The 21,429-nt window shown below is 77.1% G+C and carries 20 protein-coding genes; 11 read left to right on the top strand and 9 right to left on the bottom strand.

The window, feature by feature from the left end; all coding sequences use genetic code 11:
* The 5 genes from ACFPBZ_RS01705 to ACFPBZ_RS01685 all read left to right on the top strand — a co-directional run.
* Positions 1-2,730, top strand: a 2,730-nt coding sequence (locus ACFPBZ_RS01705; RefSeq protein WP_378034240.1) for an SbcC/MukB-like Walker B domain-containing protein, incomplete at its 5' end; no start/stop codon positions are given.
* Entirely contained in the window at positions 2,727-4,262 is a 1,536-nt protein-coding gene (locus ACFPBZ_RS01700; RefSeq protein ID WP_378034239.1) for a TIGR02677 family protein, read from the top strand. The genes ACFPBZ_RS01705 and ACFPBZ_RS01700, both read left to right, overlap by 4 nt.
* The gene (locus ACFPBZ_RS01695) at positions 4,259-5,425 is read left to right on the top strand and encodes a TIGR02678 family protein (RefSeq protein ID WP_378034238.1); all 1,167 of its coding nucleotides are present in this window, start codon (positions 4,259-4,261) and stop codon (positions 5,423-5,425) included. Before ACFPBZ_RS01700 ends, ACFPBZ_RS01695 begins: the two co-directional genes overlap by 4 nt.
* A 32-nt stretch (positions 5,426-5,457) precedes the next feature.
* Positions 5,458-5,907, top strand: a complete 450-nt coding sequence (locus ACFPBZ_RS01690) for a hypothetical protein (RefSeq protein ID WP_378034237.1) — start codon at positions 5,458-5,460, stop codon at positions 5,905-5,907.
* A gap of 128 nt (positions 5,908-6,035) precedes the next feature.
* A complete protein-coding gene (locus ACFPBZ_RS01685; RefSeq protein ID WP_378034236.1) occupies positions 6,036-7,217 on the top strand; it encodes a DUF2399 domain-containing protein in 1,182 nt (393 codons plus the stop codon).
* On the opposite strand, the gene ACFPBZ_RS01680 is transcribed toward ACFPBZ_RS01685, so the two are convergent.
* Positions 7,189-7,962: an EI24 domain-containing protein gene (locus tag ACFPBZ_RS01680; RefSeq protein WP_378034235.1), complete on the bottom strand. Its 774-nt coding sequence runs from the start codon at positions 7,960-7,962 to the stop codon at positions 7,189-7,191. The genes ACFPBZ_RS01685 and ACFPBZ_RS01680 overlap by 29 nt on opposite strands.
* 169 nt (positions 7,963-8,131) lie before the next feature.
* Here ACFPBZ_RS01680 and ACFPBZ_RS01675 point away from each other — a divergent pair, with 169 nt between their 5' ends.
* Positions 8,132-9,001, top strand: coding sequence for a TroA family protein (locus ACFPBZ_RS01675; protein ID WP_378034234.1), 870 nt, complete (start codon positions 8,132-8,134; stop codon positions 8,999-9,001).
* Positions 9,002-9,011: 10 nt separating this feature from the next.
* Here ACFPBZ_RS01675 and soxR read toward each other — a convergent pair whose 3' ends face one another.
* The 3 genes from soxR to ACFPBZ_RS01660 form a co-directional block, all read right to left on the bottom strand.
* Positions 9,012-9,452 carry a redox-sensitive transcriptional activator SoxR gene (gene soxR / locus ACFPBZ_RS01670; RefSeq protein WP_378034233.1) on the bottom strand — a complete coding sequence of 147 codons (441 nt, stop codon included), beginning with the start codon at positions 9,450-9,452 and terminating at the stop codon, positions 9,012-9,014.
* 272 nt (positions 9,453-9,724) lie between these two features.
* Entirely contained in the window at positions 9,725-10,156 is a 432-nt protein-coding gene (locus ACFPBZ_RS01665) for a hypothetical protein (RefSeq protein WP_378034232.1), read from the bottom strand.
* A 27-nt stretch (positions 10,157-10,183) separates the two neighbouring features.
* The gene (locus ACFPBZ_RS01660; protein ID WP_378034231.1) at positions 10,184-11,338 is read right to left on the bottom strand and encodes a DUF2786 domain-containing protein; all 1,155 of its coding nucleotides are present in this window, start codon (positions 11,336-11,338) and stop codon (positions 10,184-10,186) included.
* Between the two features lie 157 nt (positions 11,339-11,495).
* On the opposite strand from ACFPBZ_RS01660, the gene ACFPBZ_RS01655 reads away from it, so the two are divergent.
* The gene (locus ACFPBZ_RS01655) at positions 11,496-13,403 is read left to right on the top strand and encodes a hypothetical protein (RefSeq protein ID WP_378034230.1); all 1,908 of its coding nucleotides are present in this window, start codon (positions 11,496-11,498) and stop codon (positions 13,401-13,403) included.
* On the opposite strand, the gene ACFPBZ_RS01650 is transcribed toward ACFPBZ_RS01655, so the two are convergent.
* The 3 genes from ACFPBZ_RS01650 to ACFPBZ_RS01640 form a co-directional block, all read right to left on the bottom strand.
* Complete coding sequence (locus tag ACFPBZ_RS01650; RefSeq protein ID WP_378034229.1) at positions 13,400-14,227, bottom strand: hypothetical protein; 828 nt, start codon at positions 14,225-14,227, stop codon at positions 13,400-13,402. The two genes, ACFPBZ_RS01655 and ACFPBZ_RS01650, sit on opposite strands and share 4 nt — an antisense overlap.
* 65 nt (positions 14,228-14,292) lie before the next feature.
* Positions 14,293-15,258, bottom strand: a complete 966-nt coding sequence (locus tag ACFPBZ_RS01645) for an EcsC family protein (RefSeq protein ID WP_378034228.1) — start codon at positions 15,256-15,258, stop codon at positions 14,293-14,295.
* The gene (locus ACFPBZ_RS01640) at positions 15,255-15,755 is read right to left on the bottom strand and encodes a uridine kinase family protein (RefSeq protein WP_378034227.1); all 501 of its coding nucleotides are present in this window, start codon (positions 15,753-15,755) and stop codon (positions 15,255-15,257) included. Before ACFPBZ_RS01640 ends, ACFPBZ_RS01645 begins: the two co-directional genes overlap by 4 nt.
* 113 nt (positions 15,756-15,868) lie before the next feature.
* Here ACFPBZ_RS01640 and ACFPBZ_RS01635 point away from each other — a divergent pair, with 113 nt between their 5' ends.
* Together ACFPBZ_RS01635 and ACFPBZ_RS01630 are read left to right on the top strand one after the other, a co-directional pair.
* Complete coding sequence (locus ACFPBZ_RS01635) at positions 15,869-16,543, top strand: DUF427 domain-containing protein (RefSeq protein ID WP_378034226.1); 675 nt, start codon at positions 15,869-15,871, stop codon at positions 16,541-16,543.
* A 13-nt stretch (positions 16,544-16,556) separates the two neighbouring features.
* Positions 16,557-19,073, top strand: coding sequence for an HAD-IC family P-type ATPase (locus ACFPBZ_RS01630; protein ID WP_378034225.1), 2,517 nt, complete (start codon positions 16,557-16,559; stop codon positions 19,071-19,073).
* Here ACFPBZ_RS01630 and ACFPBZ_RS01625 read toward each other — a convergent pair.
* Both ACFPBZ_RS01625 and ACFPBZ_RS01620 read right to left on the bottom strand, forming a co-directional pair.
* A complete protein-coding gene (locus ACFPBZ_RS01625; protein ID WP_378034224.1) occupies positions 19,070-19,582 on the bottom strand; it encodes a L,D-transpeptidase in 513 nt (170 codons plus the stop codon). The two genes, ACFPBZ_RS01630 and ACFPBZ_RS01625, sit on opposite strands and share 4 nt — an antisense overlap.
* A 187-nt stretch (positions 19,583-19,769) precedes the next feature.
* Entirely contained in the window at positions 19,770-20,186 is a 417-nt protein-coding gene (locus ACFPBZ_RS01620) for a nitroreductase family deazaflavin-dependent oxidoreductase (protein WP_378034223.1), read from the bottom strand.
* Between the two features lie 17 nt (positions 20,187-20,203).
* On the opposite strand from ACFPBZ_RS01620, the gene ACFPBZ_RS01615 reads away from it, so the two are divergent.
* On the top strand, positions 20,204-20,836 hold the full coding sequence (locus tag ACFPBZ_RS01615; RefSeq protein ID WP_378034222.1) for a hypothetical protein: 633 nt from the start codon (positions 20,204-20,206) through the stop codon (positions 20,834-20,836).
* A 66-nt stretch (positions 20,837-20,902) separates the two neighbouring features.
* Positions 20,903-21,400, top strand: a complete 498-nt coding sequence (locus ACFPBZ_RS01610) for a hypothetical protein (RefSeq protein ID WP_378034221.1) — start codon at positions 20,903-20,905, stop codon at positions 21,398-21,400.
* Positions 21,401-21,429 lie beyond the last annotated feature (29 nt).

Below are 21,429 nucleotides of genomic sequence, written 5' to 3'. Positions count from 1 at the left end.
CGGGCGGCCGCCGTGCAGGCCGAGGCCGCGCGGCGGGCCGCGCGCGTAGCCGCCGACGAGCACACCGCGGCCGTCGCGACCTGGCGGGAGCGCCTCGCCGACCACCTGGTGGTCGTGCCGCCCGCCGAGCCCGACGGCACGGCCGGCTGGCTGCCGGTGCCGGGCGCGGACCGTCCCGACGGAGCGACCGAGTACGCCGACAGGGAGGCCTCCGACGACCTGCGTCGTCGGGCGGAGGAGCTCGTCGCCGCGGCGCGGCGGGACGCCGACGACGCGACCGGGGCGCTCGCCGGCGCCCGCGGCCGGGCCCGGTCCCGCGCGGAGGAGATCGCGGGCGAGCTCGACGAGCTGCGCGCCGAGCACGCCCGTGTCGAGGCGGCCGGGGAGCTCCCGCTGCCCCGCGAGGGCTGGCGGACCGACACCGACACCGACGACGGCGCCCTGTTCGCCGCGGTGGTCGACTTCGCCGACGACCTCGACGACGCCGCGCGGGCCGGCCTGGAGGCCGCCCTCGAGGCGTCCGGGCTGCTCGCCGCCCGGGTCAGCGCCGACGGCGCGCTGCGCGACGCGGGCGGCGAGCTGCTCGTGACGGCCGGACCGGGCGGGGACGGCGGGCTCGGGCGGCTGCTCCGGCCGGTGGAGACGCCCGCCGTGGCCACCGACGTCGTCGCGGGGGTCCTCGCGGCGGTCGGGGACGGGTCGGGGACGGCGCCGCTGTGGGTCTCGACCGACGGCTCCTTCGGCGCCGGGCCGCTGCGCGGACGGCACGCCAAGCCCGCCGCCGAGTTCGTCGGGGCGGGCGCCCGGGCCCAGGCGCGGGCCCGGCGACTCGCGGAGCTCGCCGCGCTGGCCGAGGCCGCTGCGGTCCGACTTGACGCGGCCCAGGCGGTGGCCGACGCGCTCGGCGGGCACGCCGAGGGGCTGCGGCTCCTGGTCCGGGAGCTCCCGTCCACCCGCCCGGTGGACGACGCCGTCGTCGCCGCGAGCGGCGCGGCCCGCTACGCCGAGGAGGCCGAGGGGCGGGCCGCCGAGCGCGCGGGCGCGGCCGCCGAGGGCCGTCGTCGGGCCGACGACGCCCTGGCCCGGCTGCAGCAGGACGCCTCCGACGCGGGCCTGCCGACCGACCCGGCGCGGCTCGAGGACCTGCTCGAGGCCGTCGGGGACGCCGAGCGGGCGCTGGCGCAGGTCGGGTCGGCGGGGGAGCGGGCCCGGCGCAGCGCGCGGTCGTGGCGCGACGCGATCGCGGCGTGGGAGCGGGAGGTCGCCGACCTCGGGGTCGCCGTCGCCGACCACCGCGCCGCCGCCGGTCACGTCGCCGCGGTGCGCACCGAGCTCGACACGGTGGAGTCGGCGCTCGGGGAGGAGCCCGCGAAGGTCGCGGCCCGGGTCGGCGAGCTCGACGCCCACCTGCGCGAGGTGGCCGGGCGGCTCGACGGCGCGCGCGAGGAGCTGACGACCGCGACCGTCGCCGTGCGCGAGGCGGAGCTGCGGGTGGAGTCGGCGCGCGAGACCCTCACCGAGCGCGAGAAGGCGGCGACCGGGGGCCGGGCGCGGCTGGTCGAGGCGGTCGAGGTCCCCGGTCTGCTGGCGGCGGCCGAACGGAGCAGTCCCCCGGCCGGAGCGAACGGCACGTCCGCTCACATAGAGGCAGCGACAGTGCCGTTCGCTCCGGGGGAGGAGGGGCCGGCCCCCGAGCCCGTCCCCGCCGTGGCCGACACCGTCGAGGGCGCGCAGGAGCTGGTCGACGCGCTGCGGGCGCGCATCCCGGCGCCCCGCGCGCAGGTCACCGAGGACGCGCTGGAGAAGGCGCTGCGGGCCACCCGCGACCGGCTCGCGTCGGGCTGGGACATCGAGTCGCGCCGCGGCGCCGACGGCACCCCGCTCGCCGTCCACGTCACCGGGCCGACCCGCGCGGTGCTGGCGCAGATGGTGCACCGGGTCGCGGTGCAGCGTCGTCGGGCCGTCAGCCTGCTCTCGGCCCAGCAGGACCAGGCGCTGCGCAACCTGCTGCACGGCCGCATCGCCCGCGAGGTGGCGGACGCCCTGTTCGCCGCGCGCGAGCTCGTCGGGCGGATGAACCGCATCCTCAAGGGCGTCACGTCGAGCCAGGGGATCGGCGTGCGGTTGGAGTGGCGGCCCCGGGGCGACCTCGACCCGGCCACCGCCACCGCCCTCGAGCTGCTCGGCAAGCACCCCGACCTGCGCACTCCCGAGGAGGACGACCAGGTCCGCGAGGCGGTCAAGGGCCTCGTCGAACAGGCCCGGACGCAGGACCCGGAGGCGTCCTACCGCAGCGTCATCGGCGACGTCCTCGACTACCGGACCTGGCACGAGATGCGCATCTACCTGCGGCGGCCGAACCGCAACGACGAGCTGCTCACCCGCCGCACCACGCTGTCGGAGGGTGAGAAGAAGCTGGTCACGGTGCTGCCGATGGCCGGGGCCGCCGCCGCGAGCGCCGCGGCGCACGACCCGCACGGGGTCGGCGCGCCGCGCCTGGTGCTGCTCGACGACGCCTTCGCGAAGGTCTCCGAGGACAACCACGCGAAGCTGTTCGGGCTCCTCGTGGACCTCGACGTCGACTTCGTCGTGACCTCCGAGCGCCTCTGGGGCACGCACCCGAACGTCCCCGCCCTGGCGATCACGGAGGTGCTGCGCGATCCGGAGCTCCGGGCGATCGCGCTGGTGCACTACCGGTGGGACGGCCACGAGCTGGCGGTGCGGTCGTGACCGCTCCCGGAGACGAAGCGGAGCGGAGCTCGACCATCCGGGCCGGCATCCGCCCGGTCGTCTTCTCCTACGTCACCGAGTCGCCCGACTACCGCCAGATCCTCGCGGTGTTCGCCGGCACGTTCTTCGCCGAGCTGACCCCGGCCGAGGTCACGGCGCGCCTCGCGGAGGCCAGGGCGAGCGGAGCGACGGGGAGCGGTTCCGGCACGGTGCTCGAGGAGACCACCGTGACCGGGCGGCTCGAGCAGCTGCGCGAGTGGGGCAACCTCGAGGTGTCGGCGTCGGTGGGCCAGGTGGGCACGGTCGAGGACTACTACCGGCGCCGCAACCGCTACCTGATCACCCGGGTCGGCCAGGAGGTGCACGACCTCGTCGAGGGGGTCCTCGCCCAGGTCGACGACGTCCGCGACGTCTCGCTCGGCCGGCTGGAGCAGCTGCGGTCCGCGCTGGAGACCCTCACCGGGCTCGACGCGGCGAGCGCGCCGCCCGACCGGCTCGCCGAGGCCGTCCGCGCGGTGTTCGACCCGCACGTCGCGTTCTCCGCCGAGATCACCCAGTTCTTCGCCGCGATCAACCAGTGGCAGTCGCGCTTCGACCTCGACGAGGACGAGTTCGCGTTCTTCTCCGAGGTGCTCGTCGGCTACGTGGGGGAGCGGCTCGAGACGCTGCGCCGTGCGGCGCGGCCGATCTCCTCGCTGCTCGCCGAGGTGGCCCCGGCCGTCCCGACGATCGTCGAGCGCGCGGCGGACGGCCTGGCCGCGCGGGTCGCGGCGGCGGGCCTCACGACCGTGCGCGTGCGCCGCGAGGCGGGGGCCGCGGCGGCCGACTGGGAGAACCTCGCGTCGTGGTTCGTCTCCGCGCCGGGGCGGCCCAGCCGGGTGCAGACCCTCGAGCGCGACGCGGTCGACGCCGTCCGCACCCTCACCCAGAACCTGACGCGGCTCTCGCGGACCGGCACCGCGGGCTCGTCGCGCCGGGTCGACTTCCTGCGCCTGGCCTCGTTCTTCTCCCGCGCCGACGCGCCGCGGGCGCACGAGCTGGCCTCGGCCGCGTTCGGGATGTACGGGGCGCGCCACCTCGGCGGGGCCGGCGGCGACGACACCGATCCGGTCGCGGCGTCCACCTCGTGGTGGGACGGCCCGGTCGCGACGATCCCGGTGTCGCTGCGCGAGCGCGGCGACACGACGAGCCGCGGCCGGACCTCCCGGGTCCTCGACCGCAGCCAGGAACGGCGCCACCTGCTCGCCCGGCGCGCGGAGACCGAGAAGCGCGCCGCGGCCGCCCGGGCGGAGCTCCTCGAGGCCGGGGCCGCGGGGTTCACCGCCCGGCTCTCGGAGCCGGCGCTGCGTGAGCTGCAGCGCGTGCTGACGCGCGCGGTCGCGGATCTGGGGCCGGCCTCGTCGTCGGGAACGGTCTCCCTCGACGGGGTGCGCTGCGAGGTCCGGCGCGAGCCGGGGACCTCGACGGTGGTCCCGACCCACGCGGGCGCCCTGCGCGTGGAGGGCCTCGTCCTGACGGTGGGCCCGGGATGAGCGCTCCGGTCTCCGACCCGCAGCGCGACGGCGAGCTCGTCACCGCCACCCGCGCCCTGCTCGCCCGGCCGTGGCGCACCGTCGAGGCCGACCCGGAGCTCGTCGCGCTGGTCCGCCGCCACGCCGACGCGCTCGACGCCTGGTTCACCCAGGAGCTCAACTACCGCCTCGTCGTCACCGCCGACACCGCGCGCCTGGTCAAGACCGGGCACGTGCCGCCCGACCGGCCGCTGCGCACCGTCTCGGCGACCCCGCGGGCGTTCACCTCCGCCGAGTACGCCGCGCTCGCGCTGGTGCTGGCCGCCACCACGTCGGGCCCCGACCGCACCAGCCTGCGCGACCTCGTCAACGCCGTGCACTCCGCGGCGGCCGAGGCGGGGATCGTCCTCGACACCGACGCGGCGTCGCGACGGGCCCTGGTGACGGCGCTGCGCTGGCTGATCGCCCAGGGGATGCTGCGCGAGCTCGACCGGGGCGTCGCCGGCTACGAGCACGACGCCGACGCCGACGCGCTGCTCGAGGTGCGCCAGGACCGCATGGCGCTGCTCCCCACCGGCGCGGTGATCGGCGCCGAGACCCCCGACGAGCTGGTGGAGCGGGCGCGCGAGCGCGGGTCGGCGGCCACGGCGACGCGGCGCCGGCTCGTCGAGGACCCGGTGGTGCTGGCCGCCGACCTCGACCCCGCGCGGTTCGCCGAGCTCCGCCGCCGCGCCGCCGACGAGGCCCGCCGGATCGAGGCCCGCACCGGGCTGGTGCTCGAGGCGCGGGCCGAGGGGTTCGCGGCGCTCGACGTCGACGGCGGCTGCTCCGACGTCACCTTCCCGGCCGGCGGGACGGTGCCGCACGCGGCGTTGCTGCTGGTCAGCGAGCTCGTGCACCAGTTCCGGCCCGAGGAGGACCCCGACCCGATCCCGTGGGCGTCGGTCCGCGAGGTGCTCGACGACCTCGTGGCCCAGCACGGCCGTTACTGGTCGAAGGGGGCGCTGGCCGACCGCGACCGGTTCGCCGCCGACGTGCTGTCCCTGCTCGTGTCGGTGCGGCTCGTGGCGGTGGCCGACGACGGCGCGGTGCGGGTGCTGCCGCCCGCGGCCCGGTACGCGCCCGACGTCACCGTGGCCGAGGGCGAGGCCGCCGACGAGCAGCCGGGGCTGTTCGAGGACTGAGACTGTCGGGGGGTCGTCCTACCGTGCGGGTCATGGACGTGATGGCGGAGATCGGCGCGGCGGTGGAGCTCGGGCATGCCGGGGGCGTCGAGGAGGCCCGCCGCCGGCTCGCGGAGCTGTGGGCCGACCCGGTGGTGCAGGAGGACCCGTTCCACCGGTGCACGCTGGCGCACTACGCGGCCGACCTCGAGCCCGAGACGGCCGACGAGCTCCGCTGGGACCTGCGGGCGCTCGCGGCCGCCGACGAGGTCACCGACGAGCGGGCGCGGGCCCACCACGCCTCGCTCTCGATCGCCGGCTTCTACCCATCGCTGTACCTGAACCTGGGCGACGACTACCGGCGCCTCGGTGATCTCGACGCCGCCCGCCGCTACCTCGACCTCGGCCGGGGCGCGCTCTCCGAGCTGCCCGACGACGAGTACGGCGGGCTGATCCGCCACGGGTTCGAGGTCCTCGCGGAACGCCTCGGAGTGGGCTCATGACATGCGTCCGGTCTGATGGATTCGACCCCGGAGGCGCCGCGTGACCATTCTGCGCTGACCGGGTGCGGGGTCGATCGATCGAACGGTGCGCCGGCCCGGGCGCACCCCGCCCGTGATTCCCTGCGGACGTGCCGATACCGCCCGTGCTCCTCGAGGCCGACTTCCTGCCGCTCTGGCGGCACGTGTCCGCGGTGCTCGACCGGCGCGGGCTCGATCACCGGGGCTGGGTGTCCCTGCCCGACGACGTCCCCACCACGGTCCGCGCGCGCCTCAAGGAGATCGCCAGGGGTCGCTCGAGCGCCCGGCTCCACCTGGCCGCGCTCGACCGCGGGCTCGCCGCCCACCGCACCGACCTGATCGCCCTGCTCGACGAGGCCGGCTGCCCGCCCGCCGGACGCCGGGAGGCCCGCGACGCCGACCGCGACCGTCGTCGGGTCCGCGACGTGGCCCTCGACGCGGAGGCCCGGGCGCGGCTCGGGGACGAGCCGTGGGTGCAGGCCTGGGTCGGCGAGGTCCGCTCGCGGGTCCCCGACGACGAGGCCGCGCGGGACCTCGTCGGGAAGGTCGCGCGGGTGCTGGCGCTCGCCGGCTCCCCGGGGGAGCGCAGCCGCGGGGAGGTCGCGGCCCAGGCGGTCCGCTGGGCGCACGACCTCGACCGTGGTGGGGCCTACCGGCGGCCCGTCGGACTCGCCCTCGCCCTGCGGGCGGGGGCCGGGCACTGGGACGACCCGCAGGTGTGGGCGGCCGCGGGGATGCCCGGCGACCTCGTCGCCACACCGGTCCTCACCTGGGCGCTGCCGCTGCTCGGCGACGGGCTCGCCACCGCGGTCCGGGCGGCGACCGCGGCCGGGGCACCGATGCCGCTCACGGTGCTGAGCCTGCGGGCGATGCCCGTCGAGGTGCCGCCGGGCACCGTCGTGACGAGCGTGGAGAACCCGCGCCTGCTCGAGGCGGCCGTCCAGCAGGGCCGCACCGCCCCGATGCTGTGCACCGCGGGGAACCCGACCTCGGCGCCGTTGCTCCTGATCCGCCGGCTGCTCGCCGCCGGGGCGCAGGTCCGCCACCACGGCGACTTCGACCCCGACGGCGTCGCGATCACCGCCCGGCTGGCCGCGCTCGGCGTCGTGCCGTGGCGGATGACCGCCGCCGACTACACCGCCGCGCTCGCCGCCGCCGACCTCGACGGTGTGGAGCTGCGGCCGGTCGGCGGGCCCGTCCCCGAGACGTCCTGGGACCCCGACCTGCGGCGGGTCATGAGCCGCGGGGTCGACGAGGAGCGGGTCATGGACGGTCTGCTGGGCGAGCTCTGACGCCCGACGGCTCCCCGCGCAGCTCCCGGGCCACCAGCGTCGCCGCGGCCGCTCCGATCGGGACGGCGAGGATGCCGACGAGCGGCACCAGGCACAGCAGGTAGGTCGGGACCCCGACCGCCCAGCCGAGCGTCCGCCGCGACCGCACGAGCCGGCGGCGGGCCGCGAACCCGAGCCCGCGCCGCTCGAGCGCGGGGGCCGCCAGCTCCAGGATCAGCAGCCGCCCGCCCACCAGCGCCGCGACCACCGGCACCACCGTCTGCCCCACCACCGGCAGGAAGCCGGCCGCGAACAGCGGGATCGCCACCAGCACCGACAGCCCCACCAGCAGCAGGCCGTCCCGCACGCCCCGCCACGTCGACGCGGCCCACGAGCGCCGCGGGCCGTCGGGCACCTCGCCCACCGCGTCGTCGACGTGCTCGGAGAGCCGCTCGTAGAACGGCCCGCCGATCGCGAGGGTCACGGCGACGAAGGTCAGCACCGCCACGAGCGCGACCGCCGCGAGCACCGCGATCCCGACGACGACCTGCGTCACCTGCTGTGCGCCGGGCGACCAGCCGTCGGCGAAACCGGTCAGCAGCCCGACGAGGTCGTCGAGGAAGCGCACCAGCACGACGAACGCCGCCGTGTAGAGCAGCGCGGTGACCACGGCCGGCAGGGCACCGAGCCGCAGCAGCCGGGGCGAGCGCAGCACCATCCCGGCGCCGCGGGCGTAGAGGCGCAGGCCGAGCACGAGATCGGACACGCCGGGCATTCTTCTCCGGGCGCCACCCCTGGCATCGTCGTGCCCGTGCTCCGAGCGGCCGACCCCGGCGACGTCGACGTGCTCCGCGACATCGAGCGGGCGGCCGGGGAGCTCTTCCGCCCCCTCGGCATGCGCCGCGACGTCCCCTGACCCGGCGCACCATGGGGCCATGCGCATCGCCTCGCTGCTGCCGGCCACCACGGAGATCGTGGGCGCGCTCGGGCGGGCGGACGACCTGGTCGCGGTGACGTTCGAGTGCGACCACCCGCCGGGCCTCACAGCCCCGGTCGTGGTGCGGTCGGCGCTCGCGGAGGGGATGACCCCGAGCGAGATCGACCGCACCGTGCGCGAGCGCGCCGCGGCGGGCCTGCCGCTCTACGACCTCGACCGCGACGCCCTCCGCGACGCCGCGCCCGACGTCGTCCTCACCCAGGACCTCTGCCAGGTGTGCGCCCTCCCCGGCCGCACCGTGACCGGGGCGCTCGACGAGCTCGGCCTCGCCGACGTCGCGGTGCACTCCTTCGACCCGCACACGCTCGACGAGGTCCTCACCGGCGTCGACGCGCTCGCCGCCGCCGTCGGCGCGGACGCCACGGCCCTGCTGGACGACCTGCGCCGCCGCCTCGCCGCGGTCGAGCGCGCCGTGGCGGGCGAGCCGGCGCCCCGGGCCCTCGTCCTCGAGTGGACCGACCCGCCGTTCCTGCCCGGGCACTGGGTGCCCGAGCTCGTCCGCCGGGCGGGCGCGACCCCGACCGCGGGCGTCGACGGCGGGCGGAGTACCACGGTGGCGTGGGCGGACCTCGAGCCGCCGGAGGTCGTCGTCGTGACCCCGTGCGGCTACGACCTCGACGCCGCGGTGGCGCAGGCGGGCCCGGTGGTCGAGCGGTTCCCCGGGGTACCGGTGATCGCGGTCGACTCGGCCGCGTACGTCGTCCGGGCGGGCCCGCGCCTAGTCGACGGGATCGAGGCGCTCGCCCACGCGCTGCACCCCGACGTGGTGCCGGCGCCGCCCGCGGGCCGGGTCGCACGCGTGGCCTGACGGAGGCCGCTCACCCCAGGCGGCGCGGTCCCGGCCCGCCCGCCCCGAGCTCGTCGCCGGGGTTGACCATCTGGCAGCGGTCGATCGAGAGGCAGCCGCAGCCGATGCAGTCGGCGAAGTCGTCGCGCAGCTGCTGGAGCCGGCGGATGCGCTCGTCGAGCTCGGCCCGCCAGGACTCCGACAGGCGTTCCCAGTCGGCCCGCGTGGGGGTGCGGGCGTCGGGCAGTTGGTCGAGGGCCTCCCGGACCTGGGCCAGGGGGACGCCCACCCGCTGTGCGATCCGGATGAACGCGATCCGCCGCAGCACGTCGCGGCGGAAGCGGCGCTGGTTGCCCGACGTGCGCCGGCTCGCGATGAGCCCCTCGCGCTCGTAGAAGTGCAGCGCGGACACGGCGACGCCGCTGCGGCGCGCCACCTCGCCGACGGTCAGCTCGACGGTCGCCGCACTCATGGTTCCCAGACCGTGGACCCCGGGCGACCCGGAGGTCAACCCGGGAGGACCGGACGCACCACACGCCCGATCCCCCCGGACCCGTCGGGACGGATGCGGACCCCCCGGTCCCACACCCGCCCGACCCCGCCGTCTCCGGCGGAGGTTCCCCCGTGGTGGACCCCCGGGGCGCGGGGGCTCACGGGAGGGTCCAACGCGCCGGCCCGGGGCGGGGCCACGATCTCCGGACTGATCCGCCCCGCGTGGGTGACAGGGGTCGTACGACAGAGGTGTCACACGCTCCGGGAGCGGTGCTCCAGCAGGTGCACCGTCGCCACCGCGGCCTCCTCGGTCCCGACCCCGCCGGCCTCGGCCCACGCCGACACCGCCGTCGGGCCGCCGAGGGCCGCGACGAGACCGGCCGGGACGCCGGGAACATCGGGCACCTCGACCGGTGGCAGGTCGGCGACGACCGCGTCGCACGCCGCGAGGACCTGCGTCCGGCGGCGGGCGAGGTGCTCGGCGAGGAGGTGCCGCAGCTCGGTCAGGGCGTTCTCGCGGCCGGCGGCGAGGTCGGCCGCGGTGCGCCGCAGCAGCTTCTCGAGCGTCTCGGCGGGCAGCCCGCGCCCGAGGTCGTCCCCGCCCGCGGGGCGGGCCGGGACGCCCCGACGCTCGTCGCGCTTACGCTGCTTGGCCGCCCGCCGGTCCCGGTTCGACAGACCCATGCCCGAGATGGTCGCAGCGGCCCGGCCTCACTCCGCGAGGGCGTCCCGCCCGAGGAGCAGGCTCGCGCCGTCGGCCGCCTCCCGCCCGGCGCGCCACCCCGCCGTGTTGCCCACCGAGAAACGCTTCGTGACGAGGCGGGGGAAGAGCTCGGCGACGGTGCGCTCCACCTCCTCGCCGCGGGCGGCCAGCACCGGGAGCAGCGCGTCGCCCGCCTCGGCCCGCGCCGCCTCCTCGGCGGCCGCGCCCGCCTCGCGCAGGCGCTCGCCGATCCGGGTCGCGTAGGAGAGCAGGAAGGCGTGGCGGAACGACCGGGTCCGCGACCCGCCCGACGAGGCCGCCATCGCGCGCCCCGCCTGCACGAGCAGGGACGTGACCAGCAGTTCGACGGTGTCGAGGTCGGTGGGATGCCCGACGAGCGTCACGAGGTCGAGCGCCGCGAGGCCCACGGCCCGGCAGCGGTTCGCGCCCGCCACCTGGTGCACCAGGCTCGACTTCGCCGACGTGTACGGCGCGTCGAGCCACAGCCGGCGCACGGCGGTGGCCGACGGGGCGCCCCCGCGGGTCTCGACGACGGCCGCGGCCAGCGCGTGGCGGGCCATCAGCTCCTGGGCCTTGGCCGAGAGGGCCTCGGCCTCCTCGGCGAACGTCGTCGACTCCGCCTTCGCCAGCAGGCCCCGCACCCGGGCCAGGACCTTCGGGTCGACCCCGGCGGCGGCCTCGTCGGGCTCCGGGGTCGACGGGACCGGCAGGCTCGGCAGCCCGCGCACCAGCCCGACCAGCCGCACCACCCGGTCGAGGACCTCGTCCGGGGCGAGCCCGCGGCCCTCGCGCCACGCCATGACGAGCGGCCGGGCGGTGTCCCACCACCGCGGCGCGTCCACGCCCGCGGTGGAGAACGTGCCGGGGCGCCGGGCCGCGTCGGCGGCCACGAGGTCGGAGACCAGCGGCACCACGGCCGGACCGAGGCGCCGGCGGGCCACCTCGACGAGGTCGCGGGGCGTCCAGCCCCGGAGCCACAGCGGGTCGACGGCCTCGAGGAGGGCCGCGTCGGCCGCCGCGTCGAGCACGGCCTCCCACCCGACGAGGGCCGCGCGCAGTTCGCCGGGGTGCGCGGCGGGCCCGCACGCGAGAGCGGTGATGGCCGCCGCGGCGGCGGTGACCCGGTGGGCGGTGGTGGGCATGAGGACTCCGATCCTCGCGGAGACGGTGCTGTCGTGGACTTGGAGGGTGCGACGGGCCGATCGGTTCCCTCGCGGCGCGACCGGAGGGGGACACTGGTCCGCATCGCACGGGGCGCTGGACCGTTGAGCCCTCGGGAGGTGGGTCACCGTGACCGCGATGGCGGATCGCAGCGAGGTGCCGGGGACGTCGTCCCCCGACGCGCCCGCGGACGCCTCCGTGCCCACCGGGACCCCGGTGCCCCCGGGTCCGGTGTCCCCGACCTCTGGGCCCCCGGCCGCCCCCGTACCGCCGCACCGCACGGTGCTCGCCCGGCTGGACGCCGACACCGACGCCGTGGTGGTCACGGGCACCGACGACGAGGCCCGCGCCGCTCTGGTCCGGGGTCTCGCGGAGGACGGCCGCCGCGTCCGGGTGGTCGCGCCGACCGCCGCGGAGGCGCAGGCGTGGCGGCGGCGCCTCGGCGAGGAGCCCGCGCGCAGCCACCGGGTGGCGCCGGGCATCGTCGGGACCGTCGAGGAGATCGCCGAGCACCTCGCCGCGACGCGGGAGCAGGACGGCTGGCTGATCGACCTGCTCGGGCCCGACGACACCCTGGACGCGCCCACCGCCACCGGGCCCGTCCCGCCGCTCGCGGCGGGCGACCTCGCCACCCTGCGCCGGCTCCTCGTGGCGGAGCACGGGGAACCCGGGTCCGGGGCGCGCCCCCGCCTCGACCCCGCCCGCCGCCACCAGGTGCTCCCGCCGCCCGCGGAGCTCCCGCCCGAGCCGCACGTCGACCAGCTGGCGGGGGAGCTCCTCGACGTGGCCGGCCCGGCCGGCTCCCCGGGACGGGAGGCGGCCCGCCCGCTCATCGCCGCGCTGGCCTGCCTGCCGCCCGACGCCGCGGTGGCGCTCGAGCCCGCGGTGCGCCGCGTGGACGAGACCGTCATGGCGCTCGGGCGCGGCGGGGAGGACGCCCCGTGGGCCCGGCGCGTGATCGACGCCGTGCTCGACGGGTCGGCCGTCGCGGCCTGGGCCCGGTTCACCGCGGCGCTGGCCGTCGTCGACGGGGTCGCCGAGCACGACCGGCTCGCGGGCTCCGCGCAGGTCCGCGTCACCGACGACACGATCGACCTCGAGGCCGCCGCCGTGGCCTTCGAGCGGTTCGCGGCCTTCCTCGCCGGCGGGGGCTCGGTGCGCCGGATGTTCAAGTCCGACGAGCAGCGGGCCGTCGAGGCGGCGCTCCCGGGGCTCGCGGTGAACCGGGTCGAGCCGACCACCCTCGAGGGCGCCACCGCCGTGGCCCACCACCTGCGGCTGCGGCAGGCCGAGGCGACCGTCGCGGCGGCGGCGGCCCCGCTCGGGCGGGTGCTGCGCCCGGCCGAGCAGCGGGCGCTGCTGGTGCACCGGCTGCTGTCGCTGCGCGAGCTCGGCGCGCGTGCCGCCGCGGACCTCGAGGACGTCGACCGGCTGCGCGGGCTGCTCGTCGCCCTGCCCGTCGACGTGCGGCCGCCGACCGAGGGGCTGCCTGCGGTGGGCCGGGTCGTCGCCACGGCCCGGCGCCTGGCCGCCCGGTCGAGCGCCGACCTCGCGCGCCGCGAGCTCGGGGACGTCGTGGCGCGGCTCTCGTCGGGATCGCTGCCCTCGGAGCAGGCCCCGGAACTGCGGGCGGCCGTCGCCGCGCTGCGCCGTCTCGACGTGGCCGGCTACGCCGCGGCGGTCGAGGCGGTGGACGCGGCCCGGGACGAGCAGCGCGACCTGCGCCGCTCCGACACCCTCGCCGCCCGGCTGATCGAGTGGCCCGGCCTGCTCGAGGCCCTCGACGCCGACACCTCCGACGCGACCTGGGAGCCCCGGGAACGGCGTTGGTCGCAGGCCTGGGCGCACCGGCGGGCGGCCGCGTGGCTCCCGCACGCGGAGCTGCCCGACCCGCTCGTCACCACGCGGACCCTGCAGCCGCGCGCCGGCGAGGCCGACCTGGTGGTCGTCCCGCTCGACGAGGGGGCCGAGGTCGACGCCCGGGTGGTCGCCCTGCCGGGTCCCGACGACGGCCGCCGGCTGCTGGTGCGGCGGGCCGGTCCCTAGGCGGCGACGGCCGGCTGGGAGAAAGACATCGGGTCGGGCACCGAATACTTCTCCCGCAGGAACCGCTCCGTGTAGAGGTGCTCGGCGGTCTCGAGGACCCGGCCGATCTGCCGGACGGAGAGCACCACCCCGAGCCCGACGCCGAGGGCCGGGACCGACCGGGCGAGACCGAGGTGGGCGGGCACCGGCCCGACGACCGCCTCGTGCGGGTGCGGCGAGAGCCCGGCGGCCAGGACGGCGAGGGCGAACTCGCGCTCGGAGGGCTCGGCCGGGTCGTAGCCGTAGTGCTGGGCCACCCGCGCCACCGCGCGGGTGCAGGTCGCGGCGGCCAGCACGGTGTCGAGGGCGATCGCGGCGAGCCCGGCCGCGAGCCCGACGGCCGCGCTCGAGGCCCCGGCCGCGGCACCCGCCGCCGCCCCGGACAGCCCGCCGCGCACGCCCGCGGCCGCGGTGTGCACCCGCTCGAGGGACCCGCGGGCGGCGCGGAGGTCGTCGACGTCGAGACGGCGCAGGTCGGCCGGGCCGGTCACCTCGAAGCCCGCCGCGACCAGCGCGGCGAGGACGTGCTCGGCGCCTCCGGCGGTCGCCCAGCCGAGCCGCAGGCCGAGGTCGTGCAGCGGCTCCAGCACGGTGGGGAGCACCACGTCGCCGACGAGGTCGTCCACCAGGTCCGCGCCCGGCAGCCACCGCAGTCCGGTCACGGCCCACGACCCGAGGCGTCCCCACCAGCCCGGGCCGGCCGCGGTCGTCGTCCGCCAGCGCTGCACGGCCTCCCAGGCGCGCGCGTCCCCGGCGGTCATCGCGCTCGAGGTGGTGGCCGACACACGCCGGACGGTAGGCACCCCGGACGGCCGGACCGTGCGGTCCAGGTGGACGGCGGATGAACAGATCAGGCGTCGGCGGCGGCGATCCAGCGCGGGGGCCGATCGGTGAACGGCACGTCGTACTTCTCGTACAGGAACCGCTCCCGGTAGAGGTGCTCCGCGGCGTCGACGACCCGCCCGAGCAGGCGCGCGGAGAGCGCGGCCCCGATCCCGATCCCGACCACCGGGACCAGCTGCGCCAGCTCCCGCTGGCCGATCTGGGAGAGCAGCCGCTGGTGCACGGCGTGGGCGAGGCGGCGGAGCTGGCGCTGCCGGCGCTTCTTCTTGACGCCCTCGGCGGCCTGGGTCAGCAGCGAGGACACCTCCTCGTAGGCGCCGGGGGTGTCCGCCTCGCTGGAGAGCCCCACCGCGAGGATCGCCAGGGCCAGCACCTGCTCGGAGCGCTTCGTGACGTCGTAGCCGTAGTAGGCGCCCACGTGGGCCACCGCGCGGGTGCAGGCGGCGACGGTGAGCAGGGCGTCCCCGGTGAGCGACGCGACGATCACCGCGACGCCCGGGATGCTGCCGAGGCCCACCAGGGACGACCCGCCGGCGGCCGCGGACGCCCCGGTGGTCATCAGCACGCTCGTCGCGCCGCCCTGCACCGCCGCGAAGGCGGGGTAGGCGAGGTCGAGGCGCGGCATCGCGGCCTGCACCTCGGCGACGTCGAGGCGGCGGATGTCCTTGAAGTCGGTGACGTCGTGGCCGAGGGCGCGGTAGCGGGCGAAGACGGCGTCGCGGCGCAGCGTCGCCGCCCCGGCCCCGGCGCCCGCCGCGGCGAGCTGGTGCAGCACCTCGTGGACGCCGTCGTCGACCTGCTGCATCCCGGGCACCCGGCGCAGGCCCGCCTGCACCATCGACCGGACCTCGGTGACGGTGTCGCGCAGCGGGGCGAGCACGGGCGTGGGGGTGCTGACGCGCTCCTTCCACTCCTCGACCTCGCGCCACTGCTCGGCGTCGGTGCGGGTCACTGGCTCGGCGTCGGCCGTCATGCGCCGGACCGTACCCACATCCCACGCTCCCGGCGGAGGACGACGTCCACCGCGTCCCGCGTGCCCTCCTCCGCCGCGAGGGCCTGCTCCTGCCGTTCGAAGGCCGCGCGGCGCGGCCGGTAGTCGGCCCAGTCGGCCCGGCCGGCCAGGCGCCGCTCCCGCTCGTCGGGCTCCGCGTCGACCCACACCGACAGCGAGGCGGCGTCGCGCAGCGGCCGGGCGGCGGCCCCGACGCCCTCGACGACGAGCAGGCCGGACACCACGCGTCGTCGGGCCGGGGCCACCCGGTCGTGGCGCCAGTCCCACGGCGCGACCATCGGCACCTCCCCGCGCGCGAGCGGCTCGACGAGCTGCGCGTACGCCCGGCCCGGGCCGGCGGCGAGCCCGTCCCAGCCCAGGTAGAAGGCCTCGATCGACTGCACCGTGACCGACCGGTCGGCCCGGCGCAGCTCGGTGGCCAGCGTGGTCTTCCCGGCGCCGGAGAAGCCGTCGACCACGAGGAGGACGGTGGCGCCGACCCGCCGGGGCGCGGCGCGGGCGAGCCCGAGCAGGTCGGCCGCGGTGATCGTCTCGATGCGCCCGAGACTACGGCGACCTACCGTCAGCCGGCATGAGCGAGCCCCAGCGGGTCGAGCAGGGCCAGAAGCGCGTCCGGGCGGTGCTCGGCGGGCGGGTCGTCGCCGACACCCGCAGGCCGGTGCTGGTCTGGGAGTGGCCGTACTACCCGACCTACCACCTGCCGGCCGCCGACACCGACCTCGAGGGCGTTCCCGACGAGGCCGTGCGGCGCGTCCGGCTGGAGGTCGGGGGCACCCCCGCCGACCTCGTCCGGATCGACTGGGACGCCGTCGACCAGTGGTTCGAGGAGGACGAGCCGGTCGTCGTCCACGCCCGCGACCCCTACGTCCGCATCGACGCGCTCCCCAGCTCCCGCCACGTGGAGGTGGCCGTGGACGGCGTGGTGATCGCCGACTCGCACCGCCCGACGATCCTGTTCGAGACCCGCCTGCCGCCGCGGTACTACCTGCCGCTCACCGACGTCCGGCTCGACCTGCTGCGCCCGTCGGGCACGGTGACCCACTGCCCCTACAAGGGGAGCGCCGAGTACTGGTCGGTGCAGCTGCCCGACGGCACGGTGCACGACGACCTCCTCTGGACCTACCGCGCGCCGCTGCCGGAGAGTATCCGGGTCGCGGGCCTCGTCGCGGTGTGGACCGAGAAGGTCGACCTCACCCTCGACGGGGAGCCGCAGCCCCGCGTTCAGACCCACTTCAGGGTGCCCTGACACGATCACGACCATGACGACGGTGACGGTCCCGCCCGGTCTGTCCACCGCCGACGCCGCCCGGCTCGCCCGCGAGGGCCGCGGGAACACGCCGGTCCGCGGCTCGAGCCGGACCACCGCGACGATCCTGCGCTCCACCGTCTTCTCCTTCTACAACAACATCCTGTTCGTCATCGGCTTCGCGCTGCTCGCGCTCGGCCGGTACTCCGACGCCCTGGTCAGCGTCGGTCTCGGCATCGTCAACGCGGCCCTGTCGGCGTTCCAGGAGCTCCGGGCGCGCCGCGCGCTCGACCGGCTGCAGCTGCTCGCCCGCGAGCCGGTGACGGTGGTGCGCGACGGCGTCGAGCAGGCGCTCTCCCCGGCCGACGTCGTCGAGGGCGACCTGCTGCGGGTCCGCGGCGGCGACCAGGTCGTCGTCGACGGCCCGCTGGTGGCCGGTGCCGTGGAGGTCGACGAGGCCCTGCTCACGGGCGAGGCCGACCCCGTCGCGAAGGCCGTGGGCGACACCCTGCTCTCGGGCAGCTCGATCGCGTCCGGGGAGGGCCACCAGCGGGCGGAGGCCGTCGGCACGGCGAGCCACGCGGGCCGGCTCACCCTCGCGGCCCGCGCCGACACCACCGACCGGACCCCGCTGCAGTGGCGCATCGAGCTCGTCGTGCGGCTGGTGATCCTGCTCGTGGTGCTGATGAGCGGCGCCATCCTCGCCCAGGCCCTGCTCGACGGCTCGACGGTCCTGCGGTTCGTCCAGACCTCCGCGGTGCTCTCCGGCCTCGTGCCCTACGGACTGTTCTTCCTCATCGCCGTCGCCTACGCGGTGGGCGCCACCCGTATCGCCGGGCAGGGCGCGCTCGTCCAGCAGACCAACGCGGTCGAGGCGATCAGCCGCGTCGACGTGGTCTGCACCGACAAGACCGGCACGCTCACCAGCGGCCGGCTGTCGCTGCAGGAGGTCCTTCCCGACGATGCCCTTCCCGACGATGCCCGGGCCCGCGCGCTGCTCGGGTCGTTCGCCCGGTCGGTGCGCGCCCCCAACGCGACGACCGTCGCCCTGGCGGCCTCCGACCTGCCCGGTGAGCCGGTCGCGGTGACCGACGAGGTCGAGTTCCGGTCGGCGCTGCGCTGGAGCGGGATCGCCACTCCCGGGGGTGTGACCGTGCTCGGCGCGCCGGCGACCCTCGCTCCCCACCTGGCCGAGCCCACGGACCTCGTCGGGAAGGCCCGGGCCCACGCCGAGCAGGGGTTGCGCGTGCTGCTGCTCGCCGAGGGCGACGGCGGCCTGCGCGACGACGCCGGGCGCCCGGCCCTGCCCGCCCTGCGGGCGGTGGCCCTCGTGGTGCTGGGTGACGAGCTCCGTCCCGGGGTGGGCGGGACGCTCGCCGAGCTCGCCGCGGAGGGCGTCGCGGTGAAGGTGATCTCCGGGGACGACCCGGTGACCGTGGCCGCCCTGGCGCGCCGCGCGGGCCTCGACGGCCCGGCGATCGCCGGGCCGGAGCTCGCGGCGCTGGAGCCCGACCGGTTCGACGAGGCGGTCGACGTGCACACCGTGTTCGGGCGGGTGGCGCCCGAGCAGAAGGAGCAGATCGTCGACGCGCTGCGCCGCCGCGGCCGGCAGGTGGCGATGGTCGGCGACGGGGTCAACGACGCGCGGGCGCTCAAGCGGGCGCACGTCGGGGTGGCCATGCGCTCGGGGAGCTCGGTGACCCGCGACGTCGCGGACATCGTCCTGCTCGACGACTCCTTCGCCACGCTGCCGCCCGCGCGCACCGAGGGCCGCCGGATCGTCGCCGGGGTCGGCTCGTCGATGTACCTGTTCCTCGCCCGCGTGGTGACCCAGATGATCGTCATCCTCACGGTCACGCTGCTGGGGCTCGGCTTCCCGTACACGCCGACCCAGGTCGGGCTCACCCTGTTCACCGTCGGGGTCCCGACGTTCTTCCTGACGATGTGGGCGCGGCCGGCGCCGCCGTCGGAGGACCTGCTGGTCTCCCTCGCCCGGTTCGTGCTGCCCGTCGGCATCCTCACCGCGGGCTTCGCGACCGCCGTCTACGCCTATCTGTACCGGCTGGTCAGCGACGGGCTGACCGGCGGCCTCGACCGCGGGGCCGACATCTGGGAGGGCTACACCGGCCTGGCCCGCACCGACCCCGACTTCGTCGTCGCGTCGGCGACCCTCGGCGCTCAGAGCGGCCTGTCGGTGTTCGTCTCGACCACCGCGATCGTCCTGATCCTGTTCCTCGAACCGCCGCACCGGATCTTCACGGCGTGGCGGCCGGTGTCGGTCGACCGGCGGCCCACCTGGCTGGCGATCGGGCTGTTCGCGGCGTTCGCGGTGGTGCTCGCGCTCCCGGCCACGCAGGCCTACTTCGGTCTGACCGCACCCGACCCGCCGGTGCTCTGGGCGAGCGGGGTCGCGCTGGTGGGCTGGTTCGTCGTGCTCACCCTCGCGCTGCGCTACCGCCTGCTGGAGCGCGCGATCGGGCTGACCCCGGAGCCCGGCGCGCGGGCGGGGACCCGCGAGCCGGAGGTCTAGAAGACGGTGACCCCGTCGCCGGGGCGCAGGCGGTCGAAGAAGACGGTCGCGTCGGCGGCGGAGAGGTGGATGCAGCCGTTCGACGAGGTCGTGAGGCTGCCCTCGTGGAAGGCGATGCCGCCCGGGGCGAAGTACACGGCGTGGTTCATGGGCTCGTCGAACTCGGAGCTGACCGCGTCCCTGTCCTTCCACAGCACGCGGAAGGTGCCGGTGGGGGTGGCCGACGAGGTCGGGCCGGGCGGGCGCAGGAACGTCTCCGCGCCCGGGAGCATCGGCACCGGGCCGTCGAGCACCTTCCCGTCCTTCTGCAGCCACGCCTTCCGGGCGACGAGGTCGACGCACGCGGTCGACGCGACGGGACAGCGCGCCTGCTCGGCCGGCGTGACCACCGCGGGGGGCGGCGGGGCCGCGGCCCGCACGGGCACGATGCGGGCCGCGGCCTGCGCGGGCACCGCACTCGGGGGCCCGACGATGAAGAACGCGAGCACCGTGGCCGTCGCCAGGAGCACGCCGACCACGATCAGCACGAGCGGGGCACGGGCCGGACGCGTGGCGTGCGGGGACGCGTGTCGAGCAGCGATGACTGCTCCTCTCCACGCGGACCGGGCCGGACTCACGGTAGCCAGCGCGCGGGACCGCCCCCGACCAGGGGGGACACGGGTCCGCCGATCGGGGGGACGATCCGGACGCCCGTGATCAGCGGCGTTCCAACAGGACCACCGGGATCGTCCGGGAGGTCTTCGACTCGTAGTCGGCGAAGCCCGGGTAGCGCTCCTTCTGGGTCTCCCAGATCGGGTCGCGCTCGTCGCGCGGGAGGTCGCGGGCGCGCACCGGCACCGTGGCGATCTCCTGCCCGTCGCCCACCTCGATCGCGGCGTCCGGGTTCGCGAGGAGGTTGTGGTACCAGTCCGGGTTGTCGGGCGCCCCGGCCTTGGACGCGAAGACCGCCCAGGCGTCGCCCACCTGCTGGTACATCATGGGGCTCAGCCGATCGGTGCCGCTGCGCTTCCCCACGTGGTGCAGCAGGAGCAGCGGGGCGCCCTCGAACTGCCCGCCGACATGTCCGCCGTGGGAACGGAACTCCTCGATGACCCGCTGGTTCCAGTCGCTCATGGCCCCAGTCTGCCGCCGTGCCTGACGTCCTGGCCGCCCCGGTCGAGCCGCGGATCCTCGACGAGCTCGGTCCGCTGGAGCTCTGGACGACGACCGTCACGGTGGCCCGCGCGGCCACGAAGGCGGGGCGGGACCGGCTGGGGCGGCTCTCGGGGCGGTTCAGGGCCGCCGAGCGCATCCGGGCCCACGCGGGCCGGCTGCTCGACCCCGCCTACCTGACCTTCGAGCGCCAGGTGGGGCTCGACCCCACGGTGCCGCCGACCGTCCTCGAGCGCGACGCCCGCGAGGTCGTCGTGACCGGCCAGCTCATGCCGTCGCACCCGGTGGCCGACGTGCGCCTGGCGATCCTCGCCGAGGTCGGGGTGCCGCTCGGGGCCCTCGACGCGGCCCGCACCACCGGACCCTGGTCGCTGCGGACGGTCGTCGGAGGGGAGTCCTACCGCGGGGGCGGCGTCGTCGCGGCGAACGACCTCGTGGTGGCCGACGCGGTGGGGCCGGTGGCGCCCGTCGTCGGGGACCCGCCCGGCGACCTCGCGGCCGGCCCTCGCACCCGGGACGTGGTGCTCTACGCCGTGCGGGTGCCCGGCATCGCGAGCTGGGAGGTCAGCGAGGCCGTCTGGCGGGCGGCCACCTACCTCTCGGCGACGTGACGGTTGGCGCGATCCGCTCCCGTCGCTCAGACTCACCCGCGACACACGCCAGTCGAGGGAGTCGCCGTGACCTCCACCGAGCCGCGTCCCGACCTCGCGCTCGAGCTGATCGAGTCCGCGTTCAGTGAAGCCGAGCTGTTCGGGACCGAGACGCTCGCGTCCCGCCGCGGGCTGCGCGAGCAGGTCACCGACCTGCAGGAACGCCTGCGCGGCGTGCTCGAGGCCGACTGGTCGCCCGAGGTGCTCGCCGCCGCGGGCGTGGCCCCGGTCGCCGAGGCCCCGCGCCTGCTCGACCTCGGCGAGCTCGAGACCGTCCGCGACGACCTCGTCGGCGCCCTCGGCGCGGTGCGCGACGCCGTGCTCGCCCGCCGCGAGCGGCACGCCGCCAACCGGGCGCTGCTCGAGCGGATGTACGCCGACCCCGACTCCCACCGCGGACGCCGGCTCACGACCGACGACCTCGGCCTGCCCGGCTGCTGCCGCTGGTCGGTCAGTCCCGCGCTCGGCGTGGTGGGGCGGCTGTCCGGCTGGTGGCGGGTGAAGGTCTCCTCCGGCTGCCCTTGACGCCCGGGGGCCTTCCCGACGCTGTCGGG

It is taken from the genome of Actinomycetospora atypica, assembly GCF_042653685.1.
Classification (GTDB): domain Bacteria; phylum Actinomycetota; class Actinomycetes; order Mycobacteriales; family Pseudonocardiaceae; genus Actinomycetospora; species Actinomycetospora atypica.
Note: the sequence above shows the minus strand (reverse complement) of the source record. Positions and strands in the feature narration are given on the sequence as shown.